Origin of the sequence: Flagellimonas lutaonensis, from assembly GCF_000963865.1 — a bacterium.
Classification (GTDB): Bacteria; Bacteroidota; Bacteroidia; order Flavobacteriales; family Flavobacteriaceae; genus Flagellimonas_A; species Flagellimonas_A lutaonensis.
The window spans coordinates 24,807-48,508 of record NZ_CP011071.1 but is presented as its reverse complement, the minus strand read 5'-3'; the positions used below and the strand labels follow the sequence as shown (position 1 = coordinate 48,508).

Sequence of the window (23,702 nt, the reverse complement as noted above, 5' to 3'; positions counted from 1 at the left end):
AGGGGCATGATTTTGAATTTGAAACCTATTTAAACCCCGGTATAATTGGCCGGGGTTATTTTTTTGAGTTCTTCCCTGATATTTGAAGAAACATCCAAGGTCTCAATAAAGTCGGCTATTGATTGCCGGGTTATTTTTTCATTGGTACGTGTCAGGCCTTTCAGCGCTTCATAGGGGTTCGCGTAGCCCTCGCGTCTCAAAATGGTCTGTATGGCCTCTGCAACCACGGCCCAGTTGTCTTCAAGGTCTTGTTCAAACCTTTCTTTGTTCAGCACCAACTTGCCGAGTCCCTTTAGGGTGGCCTGAAAGGCAATTATTGTATGGGCAAACGGCACGCCCACATTTCTTAGTGCCGTGCTGTCGGTAAGATCGCGCTGTAGCCTTGAAATGGGCAGTTTTGCCGACAGATGTTCAAAAAGGGCATTGGCGATGCCAAGGTTGCCCTCTGAATTTTCGAAATCAATGGGGTTCACCTTGTGTGGCATGGCAGATGACCCTACTTCACCTTTCTTGATTTTTTGTTTGAAATAATCCATTGAAATGTAAGCCCAAACATCGCGGTCAAAGTCGATGAGAATGGTGTTGATGCGCTTCAGGCAATCAAAAAGAGCCGCCATATGGTCGTAATGCTCGATCTGCGTGGTCGGAAATGAATGGTGCAGCCCCAATTTTTCTTGTACAAATTGTTTTCCGAAGGCCTTCCAGTCGATATCGGGATAGGCCACTTTGTGGGCATTATAATTTCCCGTAGCCCCGCCGAATTTGGCCGCAGAAGGAATATCGTTCAGTAAATCGAACTGTTGTTTAAGCCGCTCTACGAACACCGCTATTTCTTTTCCCAAACGGGTAGGGGAGGCCGGCTGGCCATGGGTGCGGGCCAACATGGGCACGCCTTGCCATTCCGCGGCCAATTCCTTCAATTTTTCAAATACCTCGAAATACAAGGGTACGTACACATCGTTCATCGCCGCTTTAATCGAAAGGGGAATGGCCGTATTGTTGATATCCTGTGAGGTCAATCCAAAGTGGATGAACTCTTTGTACTTTTCAAGCCCGAGTGCATCAAACTTTCTCTTGATAAAGTATTCAACGGCCTTCACGTCGTGGTTGGTGACCTTTTCTATGTCTTTGACGGCAAGGGCATCTTCCGAAGAAAAATCCGTATAGATTTTTTGCAATGCCCCTAATTTTGCGGTGTCAAAGTCCTTCAACTGTGGTAGTGGCAGCTCACAAAGGGCTATAAAATATTCAATCTCGACCTGTATTCGGTATTTGATCAATGCTTCTTCTGAGAAGTAGTCGGCAAGCGATCGTGTTTTGTTTCGGTAACGGCCATCAATAGGAGAAATAGCGTTCAGCGGACTCAATGACATCTTATAAGATTTTGAAAGGGCAAAGATACTTAAACCACTTGGTTTAATTTTCCAGTGCCCTTAGCTTATGCAATGTTTTTTGGGCACGATTCTTGTATCCGGTGGTTCCGTTGGCCATCGTCTGTTCTAAAACCAATTTGAGTTCGGCATGTACCCAATCAAATTTTTCCCCCAGATAAAAGAGACTGGTCATGGCAAAAACCTTGGCTGCTACCTTGTGCTTGCCGATCAGCCAGTCAAAACAGACGGTTACCAGTTGTTCCAGGTCTTTGTCGGATAGGCTTTTTTTAAAAAGTGCATCCTTCTTTTTGAAATAGGCAACGGTCAACAACTCGCAAACATGGGCCATGGGTCGTATGGTAGACTCGGACCTTAGACTTGGCAGACCACTGATAAACATATCGACATGGGGAAGCAACAGCCGAAGATTTCTTCGCATGGCATTGTCAAAAACCCAGGCGGCATTGAAATAATCGGTGCCATCTTCTTCAAAAACCCGCTTCAAAACGGTTGGCACCAAAGAAGGGTCGTTCACGATCGAGGATGCCAATCGGTCGACCTCGTTTTTTGAAATCCGCCGTGTGCTAAGTTCTGTGATAAGTTGCTCTTTGGTCACAAAATCTTATTTTTGCCGAAACAAACCATTCGATGAAAATAGCAAAAAAAATAGCGGTAGCCTTGTTGGTGGTTCTGGTGGTCATGCAATTTATCAGGCCCGACAAGAACCAGACCGACAACCCCGATTATGTGGCCGTTTTTGAAGCCGAGACCAGCCCTTCAGAAGAAGTGAAGAAAATTTTGAAGCAAAGCTGTTATGATTGCCACAGTGATCACACTGAGTACCCTTGGTACAATAACATTGCCCCGGTATCGTACTGGTTGGCAGACCACATAGACCATGGCAAGGGCCATCTCGATTTTTCAGATTGGCAGAACTACGATGCCGAAAAGAAAGACCACAAACTCGAGGAAATCGTCGAAGAGGTGAAAGAAGGCGAAATGCCGCTTAAGGAATATACTTGGACCCACAGTGAGGCGCGCCTCACGAAAGAGCAGCGTGAGATGATCACCACTTGGGCCCAGGCCGCTAGGGCGCGCTATCAATCAGCCGATTAACCAATTTTGGCACCCCTTTGGCCGCCGTATCGGCCATAACGGTCAGATTGCTATAATCTGAGCGACCAATAGTTGGCCTGGGGTCGATAAAGTAGATGGGCACCGAGTTTGCGGCGTAATTGATTAGGCTTGCCGCTGGGTAGACCTGCATAGAGGTTCCGATGATTATCAAAATATCGGCAGTTTGGGTAATCTCAATGGCAGGTTCAAGCATAGGTACCATTTCGCCGAACCAAACAATGTGCGGGCGCAGTTGGTGCCCATCATCGCCCACATCACCTAAATGGAGGTCTTTTGTCCAGTCCATCACCAAATCATGGTTGACCGTGCTTCGCACTTTCAATAATTCGCCATGTAGGTGCAACACGTTGGTGCTTCCCGCTTTTTCATGAAGGTTGTCAATGTTCTGGGTAATGATTTGCACATCAAATTTTTCCTCCAATTTTACCAATGCGGTGTGGCCGGCGTTGGGTTCAACTTCTAAAAGCTGTCTTCTACGCTGGTTGTAAAATTCAAGTACCAGTTCTGGGTCGGTCGCGAAACCTTGGGGCGAGGCCACTTGCATCACATCATGGCCCTCCCACAGTCCGTCGGCATCGCGAAAGGTCTTGAGTCCGCTCTCTGCGCTCATGCCTGCACCGGTCAACACGACTATTCTTCTCATTATTGTTATTTTGTCATTCCCGCGTAGGCGGGAATCCAAAAATACCATTTTCAAGAATTTTTATATTGGTGTCTATGTTTGATCATGATTTGCTCAAGTATTTAGAAGGATTTGTCTCCGCACAACGCCGACAACGTTTTGAGGAAGTGCTACAGCACAGAACGAAGTTTCTGACCGTGGCCATTGAAGATGTGTACCAACTGCACAATACCAGTGCGGTGCTCCGTAGCTGTGATGCCTTTGGGGTACAGACCCTTCATGTGGTGGAAGACCGTTTTGGCCAGCGATTGGACAAGAACATTGCCGTGGGCGCCGAGCAATGGGTCGATGTCAGTAGATACCCTTCGAGTGCCGAATGCATGGCCCGGTTGCGCAATGAGGGCTACCAGATCGTTGCCACTACACCACATACAGATTCTTGTCTCTTGGAAGATTTTTCGTTGGATAAAAAGACCGCCCTTTTTTTTGGAACTGAAAAGGAAGGGCTCAGCGAAACGGTCATAGAACAGGCAGATGCCCATTTAAAGATTCCAATGGTGGGGTTTTCTGAAAGCCTGAACATCTCTGTGTCAGCGGCCATTGTACTGCAAGAACTCACCCATAGACTCAGAAAGAGCGACCTACGATGGCAACTGACAGCAGATGAGATATTGCAGAAACGGTTGGATTGGACAAAAAAGTCGATCAAGAACGTTGAGAAGATCATCGAAAGGTTTGCGCCCGGCCCTAAATAGGGTACTTGTATGTGGGCGCCCCACAAAACACAGCGCTTTTTTTGTACATTGTAGACCTAACCAATTCATACGACAAATGACAACATTACTCTACATTTTAGGAGGTATCGTTCTGCTGTTGATTTTGCTGGCTTTGGTCGCCCCAAAGACCTACGACGTTTCACGCTCGATTGTGATCAACAAACCTAAGAGCGAAGTTTTTGAGTATCTACGATTCTTGAAAAAGCAGGACGAGTGGTCACCGTGGAACAAAAAAGACCCCGATATGCAAAAAGAGTTTCGGGGCACTGACGGTGAGGTAGGTGCCGTGAGCTATTGGAACGGCAACAAAGATGTTGGCGAGGGCGAACAAGAAATCACAAAGATTGTTGAAGGGGAACGTGTAGAATCAGAGCTTCGCTTTTTAAAACCTTGGAAATCGACTTCAGATGCTTATATGGTCACCGAAGATGCTGGCAACGGAAGTACCCGGGTCACATGGGGTTTTTCGGGCAACAATAAGTTTCCTATGAGCATCATGATGCTTTTTATGAGCATGGATAAAATGATAGGAAAGGATTTTGAAGAAGGATTGGCCAATCTCAAGGCAAAATTGGAGGGGTAATCAATTTATTTACTGTCATTTATGCGAAAGCAGGAATCCAATGATCTTATGGATCCCAGTATTCATGTGAATGACAGATTATTTAGAGAAATATGGAACACAACATGGTAGGCTGGTTCGAGATTCCCGTGGTGGACATGGACCGGGCCAAAAAATTTTATGAAGAGGTATTTCAGATCGAAATTCAGGTACAGGATTTCTCTGGTACGTTGATGGGCTGGTTTCCGTGGGCAGAGGGCAAGCCCGGCTGTTCAGGATCCTTGATCTTACAGCCCGAATGGTACATACCCAACAGAAAAGAAGGAGTACTGATATATTTTTCGAGCGAAGATGTTGAAAACGAACTCAGTAGGGTAGTAGCCGCTGGGGGGCGAATTCTAAAGCCCAAGACCAAAATCAGCGATGAGATTGGGTATATGGGACTTTTTCATGATTCGGAAGACAACCGTATCGCGCTGCACTCTAGAGAATAATGCTTAGCTGTGAACGGGACAGCTGTCACAGTTGCAGGCCCCTTCATCGCAATCGCAATTTCCTTCTTCGTGCAGGTTGCAAGTAATTTTTTTACCATGTTCTTGACAGTCTTTGCAAGAACAAGCACCTTTTTCGCACTTGCATTCGCCAGCATCCGTACACTTGCAATTTGCACTATGCTCTAAAGGTTTGAGCGCCATCTTGCAGACCGGGCAGCTACCTTCTTTGTGATAGGTTTTGCCGTCTTCACAGTCCATCGGGCACTGATACTCAACTCTTGCGACGAGTTCAGTGTCGGTTGTACTTTCTTCTGTGTTTTCCTTCTTCTTGTCTTGGCATGAAATGACAAAGACCAATAACAGTAGTAGGTGCAGAAAAATACGTTTAATAGCCATGCTTGTTTAGTTTATTGTTCCACCAACTCCAAAAGAGCGGTATCATATTCGTTTTCTAGGATGACCTTCCCATTTTTTACGACGACTTCTGTGTCTGAATAGGTGTCGCGGAGCCTTGTTCCATCCCCAAAGAACCCTTTGACCCATAATGATTTTTTGCCTTTGGGAAGATCAAGCCCGATGACGATCTTATCCTTGAAGTCGCCACTCATATACGTTCGTGCGAACACATAGGGTTTTGAGGCCAATCGCTTGTGCTTGCCCGCACCCACTGCGGGGTGGTCTCTTCTGAATTGCCCCAATTTTTGCCAGTGCCGGTGTATCTCTTTTATCTGGGGAACGGTGTCGAGGTCTTCCCAGTTCATAAACGAGCGAAGGGTGGCATCACCTTGTGTGCCCTCAATTACCAAAGGTCGTGATGTTTCATCACCATAATATACCTGAGAAGCACCGGGGGTGAGCAATAAAACGTTTGCTGTCTTGTAGGGTTTTGTGCGCTCTTTGTCGAACGGATTGCCGTCGTCATGTGAGGTCAGGTAGTTGAGTACGCTCTTTCCTTTTAGTTTGCCATGCAGAAGGGTGTTGTACTTCTTGAAGGTTTTCTCGTACGAATTTTGCGCATCGTACTTCAGCTCGAAATTGATAAGGCTTTTGAAACCATGATCGAAATAATCGACCTTTTTGTCACCAAAATCGAACAACCTTCCTGAAGAAATACCGTAATTGTACACCTCGCCGACCATGTAAAATTCATTGTCGTCCAAGACTTCATCAGGATGTTTCTGTTTCCACAGTTGAAAGGCATGGTCTGCTTCCTTCTTAAGTTCGGCCCATGCATTTTCGTTGACGTGTTTTACGGTATCTACACGAAAGCCATCCACCCCAAATTCGTGGATGTAGTCGGTAAGCCATTTTATAATGTAAAACCTAGGGGCACGGGGGTAGCCTGTGCGCTCAAAGAACAGTTGCAGTTCGTCGAGTTCTTGGCTCAAGCGACCTTCTTCTTTCCATTTTGCCAGCAGAGCATCGGGCAGGGTCACCGGTTCATCTGACTCGGTCAAAATATCGGGCAGGTTATCTACCAGTGTGCAGGCAGTGGTGTTCTCGTAGCTATCGAATGTACAGGTGGGATCGGTACGCACCCAGCTGTCGGGCCAAACGGGGTCTTTCTCGGTCACGGGGCCGGTATGGTTCAAAACCACATCGAGCAAAATACGTATGCCTTTGGCGTGGGCCGTTTTAACCAGTTTTTCCAAATCTTTTTTGGTTCCGAAATTGGGGTCAAGGGCTGTCCAATCCTTTGTCCAGTATCCATGGTACCCGTAGGTACTTCCCGTGCCCTCATTGGTAGAACCGTGAATTTGCTCTACCACTGGGGTAAACCATATGGCGTTGATGCCCAGATCTGTAAAATAACCTTCCTCAATCTTTTGGGTGATGCCGGCAATATCGCCACCCATGAAGCCGCGTAAGACTCCGGTACTGTCGGTACGACTGAAATTGAGGTCGTTATCAGGATTGCCGTTGTTGAACCTATCGGTCAAAAGAAAGTAGATATTGGCACCTTCCCAGACAAAAGGCGTTTGTTGTTTGGTTTCAGAGATCTCGGGAAGCTTTTTTTCCTGAGGTGTCTTTTGCTGCTCGGTTTTTTGTTTGCAACCAAATAGAAATGACAGTATCGACATGGCGATAAGTAGATTTCGCATCTTTAGGGATTTTGCCTAAAGCTAAAAAATGCGTTGGTAATTATAAAATTTATTTGGAGGCGGGCTCAGTTTCTGTTCAACACCTTATACTCCTCGTAACAACTGCTGATGGCATCGAGTATCTGTAAGTCATTGGCAGTCATTATAAACGACTTCGAATAATTGCAGTTGTTGAGAATGTCCTCGATGTCCACTTTTTCAAGTTGCAATAATTGGGTTAGGGTCTCACGGTCAAATTTTGATGCCAACAGATTTCTTATCTCATCATCCTGCTTCATTTTGCGAAGTTTTCGCATCTGTGCCGGTCTTTTGCCAAAGAGGTTTCGCAACATATCGGCCGGATTCAGTATGGCCCCCAATACCTTTGTTACCGCGCTCGGGCTTTTGCTACCAGCCTCGTAACTTCTGTTGAGGCCCGATATACTGTATTGGTACGAGTTGTTGATGGGCAGGTTTTTCACATCGATTTCAAGATACCCTGTCAGTTGGTAGGGCCGCACCACTACCTCTTCGAGCGCATAGGCCAGTTCGGTAAGGGCAATCTTTGTTTCGCCAAAGCGGAACATATCGTTGGTGACCCTTATTTTTTGGGGTTTATAGCCCAAATAGGTCAGGTACAGCGTATCGTTGACCGCGGCAGGAATGGTAAACCTGCCCTTTGGGTCAGTAATGGCACCCACTACCTGATTCAGGTTGATGATGTGCACGCTTTCAAGAGGCAGATCGTTTTGTGCACTGACAACTGTTGCCGTCAACTCTTGTACGGCTGTATCGCTATCATCCTCTTGACAAAATCCTATTGAAAAAACCAGTAATGATACCAGTGTCAGGAACTTCTTCATGCAGCAATTTTCGACCTAAAAGTACGAAACAAAGAAAAAAAACCGGGTCGGGCCATTGAAATTAATAAACCCTTAACTAAAAGAAGCCTTGCTTTTTCTTGTTTTTGCGATTTCGCGATTTGCCCCTTCCTTCTTTGAAAGAGGACCGCTTGTCGTTTCTACGCCCCCTGTTCTTGTCTTTTTTGCGCCCCGAGCCACGGCCGGGGCTCTTTGAAACCTCTACATTGATGTAGCGGCCATTGACCTGAAAATCTTTGAAGGTTTCCAAGACCAAAGGGGTCATGGTGTCGTCAGTGTTGAAGAACGAAAAGCTGTCTTTGGTGTCGACACGGTAAACATCATCTTTGTCAAGCCCCAGGGTATCACGAAGAAAATCTTTCAACGACATCCAATCATATCCATCACGTTCACCGATGTTTATGAAGTAGCGAACGGTACCCTCGGCAGATTTGCCCTCGCGTCGGTTTCCTTCAGAGGAACCGACCCCACTGTTCAAATCGCGGGTCTTACTGTAATAATTGTAGAAACGGCTGAACTCCACCGAAACCACTTTTCGGATAAGTTCGTCTCGGTCTATGCCCTGTAACACATCGTTAATGGCAGGCAGATAGGCCTCAATTTCGGGGTTTATGGCCGTATTCTTGATATTATTTGCCAGATGGTACAACTGTATTTCGCAGATCTCGATCCCTGTTGGAATTTTCTTTTCTATGAACTGTTGTTTGATTTTCTTTTCAATGGATTTGATCTTGCGAAGCTCGCTTCTGGTAACGATGACCATTGAAATACCGGATTTACCGGCCCTTCCAGTTCTTCCACTACGGTGTGTATAGGTTTCTATCTCATCGGGAAGCTGATAGTTGATCACGTGCGTAATGTCGTCAACATCGATGCCCCTTGCGGCCACATCTGTGGCAACCAACATTTGTATTTGGTTTTTACGAAAGGCGTTCATAACCAAATCGCGTTGGTTTTGGCTGAGGTCGCCATGCAGGGCACCGGCATTGTAGCCATCTTCTATCAGCTTTTCGGCCACTTTTTGTGTGTCGCGCTTGGTACGGCAGAAGACCACCGAGAAAATTCCGGGGTTGGCATCGGCCAAACGTTTCAATGCGGCGTAGCGGTCACGACCGCCCACCAAATAGTATTCGTGCTGCACCGTGGTGGCACCCACATTTCTCTCTCCGACCGTGATTTCCACGGGCTGGTGCATAAATTTTTTGGCAATGGTTGCCACTTCTTTGGGCATGGTAGCCGAAAACAACCAAGTTGATTTTTCTTTTGGGGTGTTCGAGAGAATATCTTTTATATCCTCGTAAAATCCCATATTCAACATTTCGTCGGCCTCATCGAGTATACAATAGTCAATTTTTGATATATCAACAATGCCTCGTTGGATCATATCTTTCATACGTCCGGGGGTGGCGACCACAATTTGGGCGCCCCTACGTACCTGCTTGGCCTGCTCGGTAATGCTGGCACCCCCATAAATGGCCACGATATTGAGGCCTTTTATGTATTTGGCATACTGCTGCATTTCATTGGTTATCTGCAGGCACAACTCACGGGTGGGCGATAATATCAGACCTTGGGTCGTTCGACTATCGGCTTGTAATTTTTGGATAAGCGGAAAGCCAAAGGCAGCGGTCTTTCCCGTACCGGTTTGGGCCAGGGCCACTAAATCGGTTTCATCGGACAATAAGACCGGGATTGCTTTTTCCTGTACTTCTGAGGGGGTTTTAAATCCGAGATCGGAAATGGCATTCAATAAGGGTTTGTCTAACCCCAATGTTTCAAATGGTGTCATAAATAGAAATTAAATATCGCAAATATGTGTGTTGCACCGAGCGATTTTCTATTTCTACTTAAGCCCATCGCAACACTTTGCCCATACCGGCGGCGTTAATAAAGCGGCAAAGGTAGTGTTATTTATTCAGTATGGGGATATTTTTTTAGAAACTGCACCAAAAGCCCTATGGCCTTGCCCCGATGGCTGATGCGATTTTTTACCTCCACGGGCAGTTCGGCAAAGGTCTTGTCATATCCTTCCGGGCGAAAAATAGGGTCATACCCAAAGCCTTTTTCCCCAACCGGCCTTTGAATGATTTCGCCGTACGCCTTTCCTGAAAATGAGAATTGTTCCCCATTGATGTTCAGTACAATAACGGTTTCAAAATAGGCCTTTCTGTTCTGGTGGTTCATGAGTTTGCGCAAAACCTTCTGCATATTGTCAAGGCTATTCTTTTGATTGCCCGCATACCGTGCTGAATACACACCAGGTTCGCCATTTAGGGCTTCTATCAAAAGCCCGGTATCGTCGGCAAAACAGTTGAGCCCATAATTTTCAGTGATGTAGTTGGCCTTGATTTTGGCGTTTTCTTGCAGGGTTTCGCCAGTTTCGGTAATTTCTTCATGGCAGTTTATCGAGCTAAGATCAAGCAATTCAATCCCTTTTGGCATCAGCAGCTTGACCTCTTCATATTTGTGTTGGTTATGGGTGGCAAATACGAGCTTCATATCACGATTTTTCGTAGCGTTCAAAAGTAGTATTTTCGCAGGTATGAAAATCAAGATACTTCCGCCCTTGGTCATGGTCATCTTTGCGGGTCTGATGTATTTGCTCGACAGGTTGCTGCCTTTCGGTGAATTCGATTTTTTTGGAAGAAAGGAAATGGCGGTTGGCCTGACCGTTCTCGCCCTTATTGTTTTTACCTTGGCGCTGTACCAGTTCTACCGGGCAAAGACCACGACAAACCCGCTTCATCCCGAGAAGGCAAAAGTATTGGTAACCAGGGGCATATTCATGTATTCACGCAACCCAATGTATTTGGGAATGCTGTTGTTGCTGCTCGCCTATGGTCTTAAGTTGGGAAATGCCTTCAACACCCTTTTGGCAGCCTTGTTCGTTTATTACATGAACCAATTTCAGATCAGGTATGAAGAAGAGGCCCTGTTGAAAAAATTCGGGCGCGACTACAAATTATACTGTAAAGCTGTTCGTCGCTGGTTCTGAATTGTCGATTTGATAATTTTTGTACGGCTTTAAAATCAAATCCTTAGCCAAGAAGCCCATATGGTGCAACACTTTTCTTTTTTGGTGACGACATTTACCATGCACAGGATTAATTTTTACTTTTGGAGCTTAATTTTTCAAATCATATGGTAGAGGTGGCACGAAAGTATGTATTCGATTTTGACAGTACCCTGACCCAAGTGGAGGCATTGGATGTTTTGGCTGAAATGACCTTACAGGGAAAATCGAACAAAGATGAGGTCGTAGCAGAAATCCAACACATAACCAATTTGGGCATTGATGGCGAAATATCGTTCACCGAATCGCTTGAAAAACGCATTAAACTGCTCGATGCGCACCGTGATGACCTCGACAGGCTGGTTACAGAACTACGTAAGAAGATATCAAAGTCAATTGCCGCCAACAAGGAGTTTTTTGATAAGTTTTCTGATGACATATACGTAATTTCGTGTGGGTTCAAAGAATTTATAGATCCGATTGTGGCCGAGTACAATATTCCCCCGGATCGCGTGTACGCCAATACTTTCAAATTCGATGAAGACGGCAACATTGTAGGTTTTGATGAAACCAATGTGTTGGCGACGCACAACGGCAAAATAGAGTGCCTAAAAAGATTGGACCTTGATGGCGAGGTACAGGTTATAGGCGATGGCTACAGCGACTATGTGATGCGCGAGGCAGGCATCGCCGACAAGTTCTTTGCCTACACCGAAAACGTGCACCGTGAGAAGGCGGCGAACAATGCCGATCATGTGGCGCCCAATTTAGATGAATTTTTGTTTGTGAACGATTTGCCCAGAAACATATCTTATCCCAAGAACAGGATCAAGATATTGTTGCTCGAAAATGTGCACCATGATGCCTTTGAAAATCTTTCTGAGGACGGTTTTTCTGTTGAACTGGTCAAGCATAGTCTTACCGAAGAAGAACTGGTAGAGAAGGTCAAGGGCATTCATGTGTTGGGTATCCGGTCCAAAACACAGGTAACCCCGAAAGTGCTCGATGCGGCCGATAAGTTATTAGTGGTCGGTGCCTTTTGCATCGGAACCAAGCAAATCGATTTGGAATATGCCAAAAAGCGCGGTGTAGTGGTATTCAATGCGCCTTACAGCAATACGCGTTCGGTGGTAGAAATGGCCATAGGCCAAATCATTATGTTGATGCGCAACATTTTTACCCGCAGCACAGAATTGCACCAAGGCCAGTGGAACAAGACCGCTGCCAATGCCCATGAGGTGCGTGGTAAGAATTTGGGGATTGTGGGGTATGGCAACATTGGCAAGCAATTGTCGGTGCTTGCCGAGGCCCTGGGCATGAAGGTGTATTATTATGACATTGAGGACAAACTTGCACTCGGCAATGCCAGAAAGTGTGATACATTGGAAGATTTATTGTCGGTTTCCGATGTTGTGAGCCTACATATCGATGACAACAAGGCCAACAAGAATTTTATCGGCGAGCGTGAGATCAACCAAATGCGTGATGGGGCACATCTGATAAACCTGTCGAGAGGCTTTGTGGTCGATATACCCGCTTTGGTGGACGCCCTTAAATCGGGTAAGATAGGGGGTGCGGCCATTGACGTGTATCCTACGGAGCCCAGGATCAACGGCGCCTTTGAAACAGAGCTTCAAGGGCTTCCCAACGTAATTTTGACACCACATATCGGTGGTAGTACCCAAGAGGCACAAAAAGACATTGCGAGTTTTGTGCCCAATAAGATCATGAATTATATCAACTCGGGTAACACGGTCGATGCGGTGAACTTCCCCAACATTCGTTTGCCGAAACAGCAAAATGCCCACAGGTTCTTGCACATTCATAAAAACGTACCAGGTATTATGGCCCATATCAATGAGGTACTTGCCAAGTACGACATGAACATCACAGGGCAGTATCTTTCAACAGATTCCGATGTGGGTTATGTGATCACCGACATTGACAAAGACTATGACAAAGAGGTGATGAAAGCACTTCGCAATGTCGAACATACCATCAAGTTTAGGGTGTTGTATTAGCCCCCTCTGACTCCCCCATAGGGGGAGAATATGGCTGTGCCACAATTCCCCTCCTTTGGAGGGGCTAGGGGAGGCCTACTCATGATGATATGGTTCGTTTCGCAGAATGGTGAACCCTCGGTAAAGTTGCTCAACCACGAACAATCGTACCATTTGATGTGAAAACGTCATTTTCGAAAGGCTGATTTTGGCATTGGCCCTTTTTTGAACGGCAGCACTGAATCCATACGGCCCACCAATGGCAAAGACCAAATTTTTGAGTCCGCTGTTCATGTGTTTTTGTAGCAGATCGGCGAATCCCACAGAGGTAAATTGCTTCCCCTTTTCATCAAACAGCACAAAAAAATCTGCAGGTTGAAGTTGTTTCAACAGGACTTCGCCCTCTTTTTCCTTTTGTTGGTTTTCTGAAATGTTTTTGGTTTTCTTGATATCGGGAATGACCACCATCTCGAACCGAACATAATGTTTCAACCGTGCGGTATAGTTCTCGATTAGGTTTTGGAGTGCGCTGCTATCTGTTTTCCCGATGGTGAGCAAGGTAATAGTCATGCTCCAAAAATAACATCAAATTAATTGGCCAACCAATCGAACGGTCTTTTTTCTTACTGATGCTATTTTGGTAATTTCGCAGCAAACCATTCCACCCATGATATCCGAAACCCAGTTTCAAAAAGAATTGGATTTGATTATTGCCAACGCCATTAGGGAAGATGTAGGTGATGGCGACCATAGTTCGTTGGCATGCATTCCCAAAGAGGCCAAGGGCAAGGCAAAATTGCTGGTCAAAGAAGAAGGCATCATCGCCGGAGTGGAATTCGCCAAACAGGTTTTTGCCTATGTCGATGCCGATTTGACCGTAGAAACCCTGTTGAACGATGGCAGCCACGTGAAATATGGCGATGTCGTTTTTTATGTGGAAGGTCGTTCCCAATCGATTTTAAAGGCCGAACGATTGGTACTCAACGCCATGCAGCGAATGAGCGCCATTGCTACCAAGACCAAGTCGTTCGTGGATATTTTGGAGGGAACCGGCACTAAAATTCTCGATACCCGTAAAACTACCCCCGGTATTCGCGCCTTTGAAAAGTGGGCGGTAAAGATAGGTGGGGGCGAAAACCATCGGTTTGCACTCTATGATATGGTCATGCTCAAAGACAACCACATCGATTTTGCGGGAGGTATTTCCACAGCGATTGAAAAGACCCAAGAGTATCTTCGCCAAAACAAGAAGAACCTGAAAATTATTGTGGAGGCCAGAAATTTGGATGAGGTAAGGCAGATTTTGCAATCTGATGGGGTGTACCGTATTTTATTGGATAATTTTGATTACGAAGAAACCAAAAAGGCCGTTGCACTGATAGGGGGCAAGTGTTTGACAGAATCATCAGGGGGTATCAATGAGCAAACGCTCAGAAAGTATGCAGAATGTGGAGTCGACTTTATATCTTCAGGCGCTCTTACCCATTCGGTTCATAATATGGATTTAAGCTTAAAGGCAGTATAATGTCTAGACCGATAGAAGAGCGATTAAAAAAAATCCCCGTGGTCAATTGGCTGGTGGCGCTTTTGAAGAAGATCAAGCTGAAGGCTTTCGAGGGGCTTTCTTTGTACGATTTAATAGAAATGTACGTGGTCGGCATTGTAGAGGGCGCCCTTTCTACCCGTGCCAGTTCAATTGCCTTCAGCGTTTTTATGGCCATTTTTCCACTACTGATCTTTTTTGTGACCCTTATTCCATTCCTGATTCCTTACATCAGTGTGGGCACCGAGAATTTTGACGCCCAGTTTCTGTTGTTCTTGGAGTCGTTTTTGCCTTCGGCCACCAGTGATTATTTTGGAGAGATATATCAGCAAATAAAAGACCAGAAAAGGGGAGGGCTTCTATCTTCAGCCTTTTTGATATCCATTTTTTTAGTGGCCAATGGGGTGAATTCAATTTTTGCAGGTTTTGAATATTCGTACCATGTGGAATTGACACGTAATTTTTTCAAGCAGTATGCCTATGCGCTGATGGTGGGCCTTATTTTGTCGATCTTGGTTATCGTCGGGGCGGTGGCCTTTGTGTATTTTGAGCTGTTTTTAGAAAATACCGATGCCTTTTTCAGTAAGGCCATTGGGTTTGAAGTACAGCAGGGCGATAGTTTTTTGGTGCAATTGGCCAAGGTACTGTTCTTTGGGCTGTTGACCTATTTGATTACCGCTATTCTCTACTACTTCGGAACGGCCGAGGGCCGCCAGGCGCGTTTCTTTTCGGCCGGGGCATTGATGACCACCCTATTGTTTTTGTTCACATCCTACCTGTTCGGGGTATATGTTGAAAAGATAGCACGCTATAACGAATTGTACGGTGCGCTGGGTGGCTTACTTATTTTAATGGTGTTCATATGGCTGAATTCAAGCATCTTACTGCTTGGTTTTGAGTTGAACGCAACATTGAATGTCTTAAAGAAAAGGCACAAAAACAGGTTGGATGACGCTTAGGGGGCTTATGTTTTTATGGTTTCTGTGCATGGCCCAAATAGTTGGGGCGCAGGATGTCTTTGGAAAATGGAAGACGATAGACGACAAATCAGGAAAGCCCAAGGCCATTGTTGAGATCTATAAAAAGGGTGGACTGGTCTACGGAAAGATTTTAAGAATATTAGAAGAGGGTAGGCAGGATGCCATTTGCGAAAAATGTAAGGGAGACCAAAAGAACAAGCCTATTGTGGGCATGAATGTCATAAAGGCGTTGAAAGAAGAAGATGGGCAATACAAACATGGCCGTTTGTTCGACCCCGAGTATGGAGTAGAGGTAAGGGGCAAGATATGGCTGCACCCCGAAGACCCGGATAAATTAAAGGTTCGGGGATACTTGGCCTTTTTGTACCGCACCCAAACATGGCAACGGGTAAAAGACGAATGATATGCAGTGTTTTGTCGATGTCGTTTTGCCGATACCCCTAGAGCGGTTCTTCACTTACAAGATTTCACCCAAAGAGGCCGATTTTTTAGAACCGGGTATGCGTATTGCCGTTCCGTTTGGCAAGTCAAAAATCTACACTGCGCTGTGCCACCGCGTACACCAAAATCCGCCCGAGGCCTATGAAGCAAAGGAAATCCACCAGATTTTAGACGAGATTCCCTTGGTCAACCAACTTCAACTCCAGCATTGGCAGTGGATCGCCGATTATTATATGTGTACTTTGGGCGAGGTCGTCAGAAGTGCGTTGCCCAGCGCTTTTTTGTTAGAGAGCGAGACATTCATCCTCCTCAACAAAAATCAAGAAATAGATGAGTCCCTCTTGAAAGATGACGAATTTTTGGTGTTTGAGGCGTTACAGCATCAAGAGTCTTTGAAGGTCAACGATATCTGCCAGATCATTGACAGAAAAAATGCCCTGCCCGTGGTGAACCGCTTGCTTGAAAAACAAGTGGTGCTGCAAAAAGAAGCACTGTACGAGCAGTACAAACCAAAAAAGGTACGTTTCGTCAGATTATCGGAAGCGTATGAAACGGAAGAAAAACTGCAAGGGTTGCTGGAAAGCCTGAAACGGGCACCAAAACAGTTACAGGCCGTCTTGAGTTTGTTTCAGCTGCAGGCCCGGACCAAGAACCCCATAAAACTTACCAACCTTGAAAACAATGCCAAGGTATCGAAAGGGGTCATCAAGTCATTGATAGAAAAAGGCATACTTGAAGACTACTACCTGCAACGAGATCGTGTGGAGTTCACCGACGCGCCTTTGAACGTTTCGATTGAGCTGAACGAAGAACAGGAGAAGGCCTTTGATCATTTGTTAGTTAGTTTTGGAAGAGGACGAAAAGTAGCATTGTTGCACGGTGTCACTTCATCAGGCAAAACGGAGGTCTACATGAAATTGCTTCAAAGAACATTGCAAGAAGGGAAACAAGCTTTGTACCTGTTACCAGAAATAGCCCTTACCTCACAGCTGATCAACAGGCTTCTTAAGGTGTTCGGCAATAAGGTATCGGTCTACCATTCAAAATACAGCTTGAACGAAAGGGTAGAGGTATGGAACAACGTATTACAGCAAAAAGAAAAGGCCCAGATTGTAATTGGCGCCCGTTCTGCGCTTTTTTTGCCTTTTTCAAACTTGGGGCTGATCGTGGTTGATGAAGAGCATGAACAATCGTTTAAACAATTTGACCCTGCCCCAAGGTACCATGCCCGAGATGCTGCCATTGTACTGGCCCAGTACCATGGCAGCCCCTGCCTTTTGGGTTCGGCCACGCCAAGTATTGAAAGCATGAACAACGCCAAAAAAGGCAAATATGGCTATGCCCGGATAACAGAGCGTTATGGCAAAGTAATGCAGCCAGAAATAGAGTTGGTCGATTTAAAGGAAGCTACCAAGAAAAAACAGATGACGGGACATTTCTCTGACCGGCTGCGATTACAGGTGGGCGAGGCACTTGAAAATGGCGAGCAGGTAATCCTTTTCCAGAATCGACGTGGGTTTGCACCGATTGTTGAATGCACAACCTGTGGGCATTCGCCCCAATGCCCCAATTGTGACGTTAGCCTTACCTATCACCGACATAAGAACCAGCTTCGCTGCCATTATTGTGGGTACCATATGGTGCTGCAAAATGACTGTTTGGCCTGTGGTAGCTTTACCTTGGATAAAAAGGGCTTTGGCACCGAACAGGTTCAAGAAGAGCTGGCAGAGCTGTTTCCTGATGCCAAAGTAGGCCGTATGGACCTCGATACCACACGGGGAAAACATGCCTACGAGAAAATTATCACAGCCTTTGAGCAACAAGAGTTTGATGTGTTGGTGGGTACCCAAATGGTGACCAAGGGGCTTGATTTCAGAAATGTGAGCTTGGTGGGCATCATGAATGCCGATAGTTTGCTCAATTTTCCTGACTATCGGGCACATGAGCGTAGCTTTCAGCTGTTGACGCAGGTGGCGGGCCGTGCCGGCCGTACCAAGAAAAGGGGCAAGGTTCTTGTTCAGACGTACAATCCGTATCATCGCATATTACAGCAGGTATCGACCAATGATTATGCTGAGATGTTTGAGAACCAGCTTTATGAGCGTGAACACTTCAAATACCCTCCCGTGGTGCGGATTATAAAAGTGACCTTGAAGGACAAGGATTTCAACAAGTTGAACGAAGCTTCCGAATGGTTTGCAGGGGCTTTGCGCAACCTATTGCCACATGAAAGGGTTCTGGGGCCCGAATACCCACCCGTGTCGCGAATCAGACGCTATTACCTGAAGAACATACTTATAAAAATAGACTTGGGGCATTCACCCTCCAAAATAAAAAATGGCATTAAAAGAATAGAAAAATCCTTTAATGCCATTTCCCAGTATAAAAGTGTCAGACTGGTCTACAACGTTGACCACATATAACTACACGTTTGACAGTGCTTCTGCCAACTCGGTCTTTTTATTTCTACTTAATGGAATTTGCCTGCCGTCAACCTCTACATTCTTACTGTTGAACTTTTCAATTTTTTCGAGGTTCACTATATATGATTTGTGTATGCGCAAGAACTTTTCAGATGGCAACTGCTTTTCGAACGATTTCATTGTTGAAAGAATAACAATGTTGGCCTCATCGGTCACCAGTTTGATGTAGTCGCCCAAAGCTTCGATCCACTTAATATCGTTGAGGATAACCTTACGTTTTTTAAGGTTACTCTTCACAAAAATGTGCTCTTCATCCTCATCAACCCTATTTATTTGCTCATATTTGGTGACGGCCCTTTTTACAGAGGCCTCAAACCGTGCAAGGGTAATGGGTTTGTGCAGGTAGTCGGTCACGTCATAATCAAAGGCCTTGAGGGCATAATCGGGCTTACCGGTAATCAAGATGACCTGTGGCGGGTTTTCAAGGGCCTCTAAAAGGTCAAAGCCGTTGATAATGGGCATCTCAACATCTAGAAAGATAAGGTCTACCTCATGGTTTTTTAGACCGTTCTTAGCTTCTATGGCGTTGCTGTACTCTGCCACCAAGGCTAAATGTGGGTGGTTGTTCACCAATTTGGCAACGGCCATACGCTGCATTGACGAGTCGTCTACGATTATACTTTTTAATTTCATAGATTGGGGTGATTTGTGGGGTTAAATCATCGGCAAATTACATAAAAAACACGGTCAAGTACAACAAAAGATGTAAACATTGCCTATTCTGTTGTGTAAATGGCCTCAGATGTAACGTAGGTTAGGTTCAAATGGTTTTTGTTAATAACTCTTAAAATGAAAAACGAAGTTTTCTTCAATTTCTTGTGAATGGACAGGAGAATTATTACTTTTGCGCTCATTTTTAAAATAAATATTTATGAACCATTACGAAACTGTTTTCATTTTGAATCCCGTTCTATCTGATACCCAGATAGAGGAAACAGTTAAGAAATTTGAAGATTTCTTAATTAAGAATGGTGCCAAAATGGTCGCAAAAGAAAATTGGGGCCTTAAAAAGTTGGCCTATCCCATTCAGCACAAGAAAAGTGGTTTTTACCACTTATTTGAATTCACCGCACCGGGCGAGGTAATTGCCCCTTATGAGGTAGAATTGATCAGAGATGAGCGTATCATGCGCTTTTTGACCGTAAAATTAGACAAGCACGCCATTGCGTGGGCAGAGAAAAGAAGAAACAAACTAAAGGCAAAAGCTTAGGGAAATGGCAACACTTGAACAACAAGCAAAATCGAAGAAAGATGGGGAAATCAGGTACCTGACCCCCCTGAACATAGAAACCACAAAGCAGAAGAAATACTGCAGGTTCAAAAAGTCTGGTATCAAGTATATTGACTACAAAGACCCAGATTTTTTGATGAAATTGGTAAACGAGCAGGGCAAACTGCTACCCAGAAGAATCACGGGCACTTCATTGAAGTATCAAAGAAAAGTGGCACAAGCTGTTAAAAGGGCCCGCCACCTAGCCTTGATGCCGTACGTTGGAGATATGTTGAAATAAAAAAATTGGAAGAATGGAACTTATTTTAAAAGAAGACGTACAGAACTTAGGATTTAAAGATGATATAGTGACCGTGAAAAACGGCTATGGGCGAAATTATCTTATTCCACAAGGTTTGGCAACTTTGGCCACGCCATCTGCGAAAAAGGTATTGGCAGAAACCCTAAAGCAAAGGGCCCATAAAGAAGAAAAGATCATCAAAGAAGCCCAAAAAACGGCTGAGGCACTTAAAGAGCTAGAGATTAAGATACCTGCAAAGGTGGGTACGGCAGACAAGCTATTTGGGTCTGTAAGCAATATTGATTTGGCAGCGGCCTTGGAGAAAGCTGGCCATGAAATAGAAAGAAAGTATATCAATATTCAGGGTGGAACCATTAAAAGAACCGGGCCCTACAACGCCCAGATTCGTTTGCACAGAGAGGTGGTGGTCGATTTTCCATTTGAGGTCATCGCAGAGGCAAAATAATCAGGAAAAGTACGTTAATAACTTAAAAGAGCTATGCATGCATAGCTCTTTTTTTTGTTTAAGTTTGCACTAACTTAAAACCAATTTAACTCAGACCTATGAAAAAAGCACTAGTACTCACATTACTGGCCGTTTTGGTCTCTGTTTTCGGGTTCTCGCAAGTGACCACTTCGAATATCAGGGGCAAGGTGGTAGATGATCAAGGCGCCCCTTTGTTGGGGGCCAATGTTTTGGCCGTACATACCCCAACGGGGACACAGTACGGAGCCATTACCAACGAAGATGGGCGGTTTAACCTATTGAACCTCAGGGTCGGTGGCCCCTACGAGGTAACCATTTCTTTTGTTGGCTTCAAAACTCAGGTAGAAAAAGACATATTTCTGTCACTGGGTAAGACCTATAATCTTGATATTATGTTGGTTACAGATAGCCAACAACTTGAAGAAGTAGTGGTAGTGTCAGACCAAACGGGCACCTTTGGCAGCGATAGAACAGGATCGGAGACAAACGTAGGCCGACGTGAGCTTACGAGGTTGCCGACCATATCAAGGTCGGCTGAAGACTTTACACGTTTAGAACCAAGCGCAAGTTCGCCCGGCCAAGACGGAGGGCTTTCATTTGGTGGCCGAAACGATCAGTTCAACAACTTTTCACTTGACGGCTCATTTTTTGCCAATCCTTTTGGATTGGATGCGCCTACCCCAGGTGGTCAGACCAGTGCACAGCCCATTTCTTTGGACGCCATTGATCAGATACAGGTTTCGTTGGCACCATATGACGTTACCCAATCAGGATTTACCGGAGCTACCGTAAATGCGGTCACCAAGAGTGGAACCAACGAATTCTACGCCACAGCCTATGGGTTTTTCAGAAATGATGATTTGACCGGCGGCAAGATCAACGGTGACGATGTATTCAAAACCGGGTTGGAGCAACTTCAATATGGTATTAGTGTTGGAGGGCCGATCATCAAGAACAAACTATTTTTCTTCGCCAATTTTGAAAAAGACGATTTGACAGAGCTCGGTACAGCCGGATTTATACCCAATCGCGGTACCGGTGCCATAAATGAATCTAGGGTACTTGCCTCAGATTTTCAATTGGTAAGTGATCTGTTGAGCCAGGTTGTGATAGGGCAAGATGCCCAGGGCAATGACATATTCTACAATCCTGGTCGGTTTGAAGATTTTAATTTTGACCAAGAATCAACTAAAGGAATCATTAAGTTGGATTGGAATATCAACGACAAGAACCGTTTGGCCCTGATCTACAACTTTTTGAATGCGGCCAAAGAGAAACCGGCACACCCCTCTGCCCTTGGCTTTAGGGGCCCAAATGCCGCCACCTTGCAATTTGAGAATACGGGTTACGAAATCAACAACAACATTCAGTCGTTCCAACTTGAGTTGAACAGTACTATTGGCGACCAAGCGGTCAACAAATTACAGATGGGATATACCCGTTTTGATGACTTTAGAAATCCGCTATCCAGTCCTGCACCCACAATCACCATTCTAGATGCCACCGGAAGCTCTAACTATATCATTGCGGGCCATGAACCGTTTTCTATTAACAATACCCTAGACCAGCGGGTTTTCCAGATTACCGATAACTTGAATTTCTTTAAGGGAGACCACACCTACACGGTAGGTTTTTCGTTTGAGAAGTTCCAATTCGACAATAGTTTCAATTTGGGCGCTTATGGTGCGCAAGGTGTATTCTTTCCGACCACAACCATAACCGATTTCCAGAACTTTGCCGATTCGGGCCAGTTACAGGCAGCCTTTGATGCGGCCATTGCGGCCAATAGGTCATTGTCTGAAAATGGTGTTGGCAACCCCGGTGGGTGGGCCTTGGCCGAGACCAATGTTGGTCAACTGGCATTTTATTTGCAGGATGAGTGGAACGTTACCGATAACTTTAAACTGACCTATGGGGTCCGTTTTGATAAACCGTTGTTCTTTGATACTGGAAATAAGGTACGTGACAATATAGAAAGAAAAGGAGGCACTTTGGCAGAAGGAGGCACGTACGCACCCGATATCGTATACTTTGATCCAGAAACAGGCGAAGAAACCTTTTTAGATTCAGAGAAATTGCCTAACAACGACTTTTTGGTATCGCCAAGGGTTGGTTTCAATTGGGATGTGAACAGTGACAACACCCTCCAGATCAGGGGCGGTTCAGGAATTTTCACAGGCCGTTTCCCCTTCGTATGGTTGGGCAACCAAGTACAGGGTACCGACTTCTTCTTTTACCAAGTGGTCGACCCCGATTTTAAGTTCCCACAGGTTTGGAGAACCAATATCGGGCTTGACAAGGCATTTGATAATGGCTTGGTCTTGACCACTGATATTTCCTACACCAAAGATATCAACGCGGCACACGTTCAGAACTGGGGCTTGAACACCCCCTCTGCGACACTGGCCGGTGTTGACAACAGGCCCGTATATACAAATGATGACAAAGCGCAGTTGTTTGGCCCTAACAACGCTTACGTATTTACCAACTCTGACCAGGGCAGAATTTTCAATGCCTCGTTCAAGGCCCAAAAGAATTGGGAGAACGGTGTCTATGCCATGCTTGCCTACAACTACCTTAACTCGAAAGAGGTCAATTCAATTGAGGCCGAAATAACAGGGGATGCGTTTGCAGGAAATGCAGTGGTTGGCAATGCCAACAATGACGTATTGGCCTTTTCAAAATATGGTGATACACATAGGTTTATCGGTGTGGTATCAAAAGCCTTTTCAACTGGCACCACTGTTTCTGCCTTCTTTGAGTATGCACAAGGTGGCAGGTTCAACTATATCTATGGTGGTGACATCAATAACGATGGTTCTAGCATCAACGATTTGATCTACATTCCAACAACCAGTGAGTTGACTCAGATGAATTTCAGTGGTGCAGGCCAAGCGGAGGCTTTTGAGGCCTTTATCCAACAAGATGATTATCTGAGCGAAAACAGGGGTAGCTATGCAGAGCGCTATGGGGCCCTTGCTCCGTGGAGAGGCAGATGGGACGTCAAAGTACTGCAAGACATTAAGATCAACGAAAAGAACAGATTGCAGTTGAGTTTGGATGTATTGAACATTGGCAACCTTATCAACTCAGAGTGGGGTGTGGTAGAGCAACCAGCCTTTAATCAGATTTTGGGCGTTACGGTTGACGACAACAACAATCCAACCTACACATTTGACCCCAATTTAACCAGCACGTTCACAGCAAACACCAGTGCACTATCCAGATGGAGGGCGCAATTGGGTGTACGCTACATTCTTGATTAAAAACAAATTTTGTTTGTACATAGAAGCCCTGATTTTTTGTCAGGGCTTTATT

At 45.3% G+C, this 23,702-nt stretch carries 24 protein-coding genes; 14 read left to right on the top strand and 10 right to left on the bottom strand.

Translation table 11 applies throughout. The features are described from left to right. Positions 1-29: 29 nt before the first annotated feature. Entirely contained in the window at positions 30-1,373 is a 1,344-nt protein-coding gene (gene purB, locus VC82_RS00240) for an adenylosuccinate lyase (protein WP_045800613.1), read from the bottom strand. Between the two features lie 43 nt (positions 1,374-1,416). Next, positions 1,417-1,989: a hypothetical protein gene (locus VC82_RS00235; protein WP_045800612.1), complete on the bottom strand. Its 573-nt coding sequence runs from the start codon at positions 1,987-1,989 to the stop codon at positions 1,417-1,419. A 32-nt stretch (positions 1,990-2,021) separates the two neighbouring features. On the opposite strand from VC82_RS00235, the gene VC82_RS00230 reads away from it, so the two are divergent. Continuing rightward, complete coding sequence (locus VC82_RS00230) at positions 2,022-2,489, top strand: heme-binding domain-containing protein (protein WP_045800611.1); 468 nt, start codon at positions 2,022-2,024, stop codon at positions 2,487-2,489. On the opposite strand, the gene VC82_RS00225 is transcribed toward VC82_RS00230, so the two are convergent. Beyond that, a complete protein-coding gene (locus VC82_RS00225) occupies positions 2,461-3,153 on the bottom strand; it encodes an SIR2 family NAD-dependent protein deacylase (RefSeq protein ID WP_045803120.1) in 693 nt (230 codons plus the stop codon). The two genes, VC82_RS00230 and VC82_RS00225, sit on opposite strands and share 29 nt — an antisense overlap. 74 nt (positions 3,154-3,227) lie before the next feature. On the opposite strand from VC82_RS00225, the gene VC82_RS00220 reads away from it, so the two are divergent. From VC82_RS00220 to VC82_RS00210, 3 genes are all read left to right on the top strand, one after another. Beyond that, complete coding sequence (locus VC82_RS00220) at positions 3,228-3,887, top strand: TrmH family RNA methyltransferase (protein ID WP_045800610.1); 660 nt, start codon at positions 3,228-3,230, stop codon at positions 3,885-3,887. Between the two features lie 76 nt (positions 3,888-3,963). Further along, entirely contained in the window at positions 3,964-4,491 is a 528-nt protein-coding gene (locus VC82_RS00215; RefSeq protein ID WP_045800609.1) for an SRPBCC family protein, read from the top strand. A 92-nt stretch (positions 4,492-4,583) separates the two neighbouring features. Continuing rightward, the gene (locus VC82_RS00210; protein WP_045800608.1) at positions 4,584-4,964 is read left to right on the top strand and encodes a VOC family protein; all 381 of its coding nucleotides are present in this window, start codon (positions 4,584-4,586) and stop codon (positions 4,962-4,964) included. Positions 4,965-4,967: 3 nt separating this feature from the next. On the opposite strand, the gene VC82_RS15160 is transcribed toward VC82_RS00210, so the two are convergent. From VC82_RS15160 to VC82_RS00185, 5 genes are all read right to left on the bottom strand, one after another. Beyond that, positions 4,968-5,360 carry a heavy metal-binding domain-containing protein gene (locus tag VC82_RS15160; RefSeq protein WP_052698841.1) on the bottom strand — a complete coding sequence of 131 codons (393 nt, stop codon included), beginning with the start codon at positions 5,358-5,360 and terminating at the stop codon, positions 4,968-4,970. 11 nt (positions 5,361-5,371) lie between these two features. Then, positions 5,372-7,066 (bottom strand): alpha-amylase family glycosyl hydrolase, encoded by a 1,695-nt coding sequence (locus VC82_RS00200; protein ID WP_045800607.1) that lies wholly within the window; start codon positions 7,064-7,066, stop codon positions 5,372-5,374. A 65-nt stretch (positions 7,067-7,131) separates the two neighbouring features. After that, entirely contained in the window at positions 7,132-7,908 is a 777-nt protein-coding gene (locus VC82_RS00195) for a carboxypeptidase-like regulatory domain-containing protein (protein ID WP_045800606.1), read from the bottom strand. Between the two features lie 76 nt (positions 7,909-7,984). Continuing rightward, positions 7,985-9,715, bottom strand: coding sequence for a DEAD/DEAH box helicase (locus tag VC82_RS00190; RefSeq protein WP_045800605.1), 1,731 nt, complete (start codon positions 9,713-9,715; stop codon positions 7,985-7,987). 122 nt (positions 9,716-9,837) lie between these two features. Continuing rightward, on the bottom strand, positions 9,838-10,425 hold the full coding sequence (locus VC82_RS00185) for a non-canonical purine NTP diphosphatase (protein ID WP_045800604.1): 588 nt from the start codon (positions 10,423-10,425) through the stop codon (positions 9,838-9,840). Between the two features lie 43 nt (positions 10,426-10,468). On the opposite strand from VC82_RS00185, the gene VC82_RS00180 reads away from it, so the two are divergent. After that, a complete protein-coding gene (locus VC82_RS00180) occupies positions 10,469-10,921 on the top strand; it encodes a methyltransferase family protein (RefSeq protein WP_052698840.1) in 453 nt (150 codons plus the stop codon). Between the two features lie 146 nt (positions 10,922-11,067). Beyond that, positions 11,068-12,960, top strand: coding sequence for a phosphoglycerate dehydrogenase (gene serA / locus VC82_RS00175; RefSeq protein ID WP_045800603.1), 1,893 nt, complete (start codon positions 11,068-11,070; stop codon positions 12,958-12,960). 75 nt (positions 12,961-13,035) lie between these two features. On the opposite strand, the gene rlmH is transcribed toward serA, so the two are convergent. Then, positions 13,036-13,509: a 23S rRNA (pseudouridine(1915)-N(3))-methyltransferase RlmH gene (rlmH, locus tag VC82_RS00170; RefSeq protein WP_045800602.1), complete on the bottom strand. Its 474-nt coding sequence runs from the start codon at positions 13,507-13,509 to the stop codon at positions 13,036-13,038. A 97-nt stretch (positions 13,510-13,606) separates the two neighbouring features. Between rlmH and nadC the strand changes: the two genes are divergently transcribed. From nadC to priA, 4 genes are read left to right on the top strand one after another with little or no spacing between them, the layout of a single operon-like run. Then, positions 13,607-14,464 (top strand): carboxylating nicotinate-nucleotide diphosphorylase, encoded by an 858-nt coding sequence (gene nadC, locus VC82_RS00165; protein WP_045800601.1) that lies wholly within the window; start codon positions 13,607-13,609, stop codon positions 14,462-14,464. Beyond that, the gene (locus tag VC82_RS00160; protein WP_045800600.1) at positions 14,464-15,441 is read left to right on the top strand and encodes a YihY/virulence factor BrkB family protein; all 978 of its coding nucleotides are present in this window, start codon (positions 14,464-14,466) and stop codon (positions 15,439-15,441) included. Before nadC ends, VC82_RS00160 begins: the two co-directional genes overlap by 1 nt. 28 nt (positions 15,442-15,469) lie before the next feature. Continuing rightward, the gene (locus VC82_RS00155; RefSeq protein ID WP_245615928.1) at positions 15,470-15,865 is read left to right on the top strand and encodes a DUF2147 domain-containing protein; all 396 of its coding nucleotides are present in this window, start codon (positions 15,470-15,472) and stop codon (positions 15,863-15,865) included. 1 nt (position 15,866) lies between these two features. After that, positions 15,867-18,326 (top strand): replication restart helicase PriA, encoded by a 2,460-nt coding sequence (gene priA, locus VC82_RS00150; protein ID WP_045800598.1) that lies wholly within the window; start codon positions 15,867-15,869, stop codon positions 18,324-18,326. Here the strand turns inward: priA and VC82_RS00145 are convergent, their stop codons facing one another. Beyond that, positions 18,327-19,019, bottom strand: a complete 693-nt coding sequence (locus VC82_RS00145) for a LytR/AlgR family response regulator transcription factor (protein ID WP_045800597.1) — start codon at positions 19,017-19,019, stop codon at positions 18,327-18,329. A gap of 238 nt (positions 19,020-19,257) precedes the next feature. Between VC82_RS00145 and rpsF the strand changes: the two genes are divergently transcribed. The 4 genes from rpsF to VC82_RS00125 all read left to right on the top strand — a co-directional run bounded on the left by rpsF (position 19,258) and on the right by VC82_RS00125 (position 23,650). Next, positions 19,258-19,596 carry a 30S ribosomal protein S6 gene (gene rpsF / locus VC82_RS00140; RefSeq protein ID WP_045800596.1) on the top strand — a complete coding sequence of 113 codons (339 nt, stop codon included), beginning with the start codon at positions 19,258-19,260 and terminating at the stop codon, positions 19,594-19,596. Between the two features lie 4 nt (positions 19,597-19,600). Next, positions 19,601-19,897 carry a 30S ribosomal protein S18 gene (rpsR, locus tag VC82_RS00135; protein ID WP_045800595.1) on the top strand — a complete coding sequence of 99 codons (297 nt, stop codon included), beginning with the start codon at positions 19,601-19,603 and terminating at the stop codon, positions 19,895-19,897. A 13-nt stretch (positions 19,898-19,910) separates the two neighbouring features. Then, positions 19,911-20,363 carry a 50S ribosomal protein L9 gene (gene rplI / locus VC82_RS00130; protein WP_045800594.1) on the top strand — a complete coding sequence of 151 codons (453 nt, stop codon included), beginning with the start codon at positions 19,911-19,913 and terminating at the stop codon, positions 20,361-20,363. 98 nt (positions 20,364-20,461) lie between these two features. Further along, positions 20,462-23,650 carry a TonB-dependent receptor gene (locus VC82_RS00125; protein ID WP_045800593.1) on the top strand — a complete coding sequence of 1,063 codons (3,189 nt, stop codon included), beginning with the start codon at positions 20,462-20,464 and terminating at the stop codon, positions 23,648-23,650. Positions 23,651-23,702 lie beyond the last annotated feature (52 nt).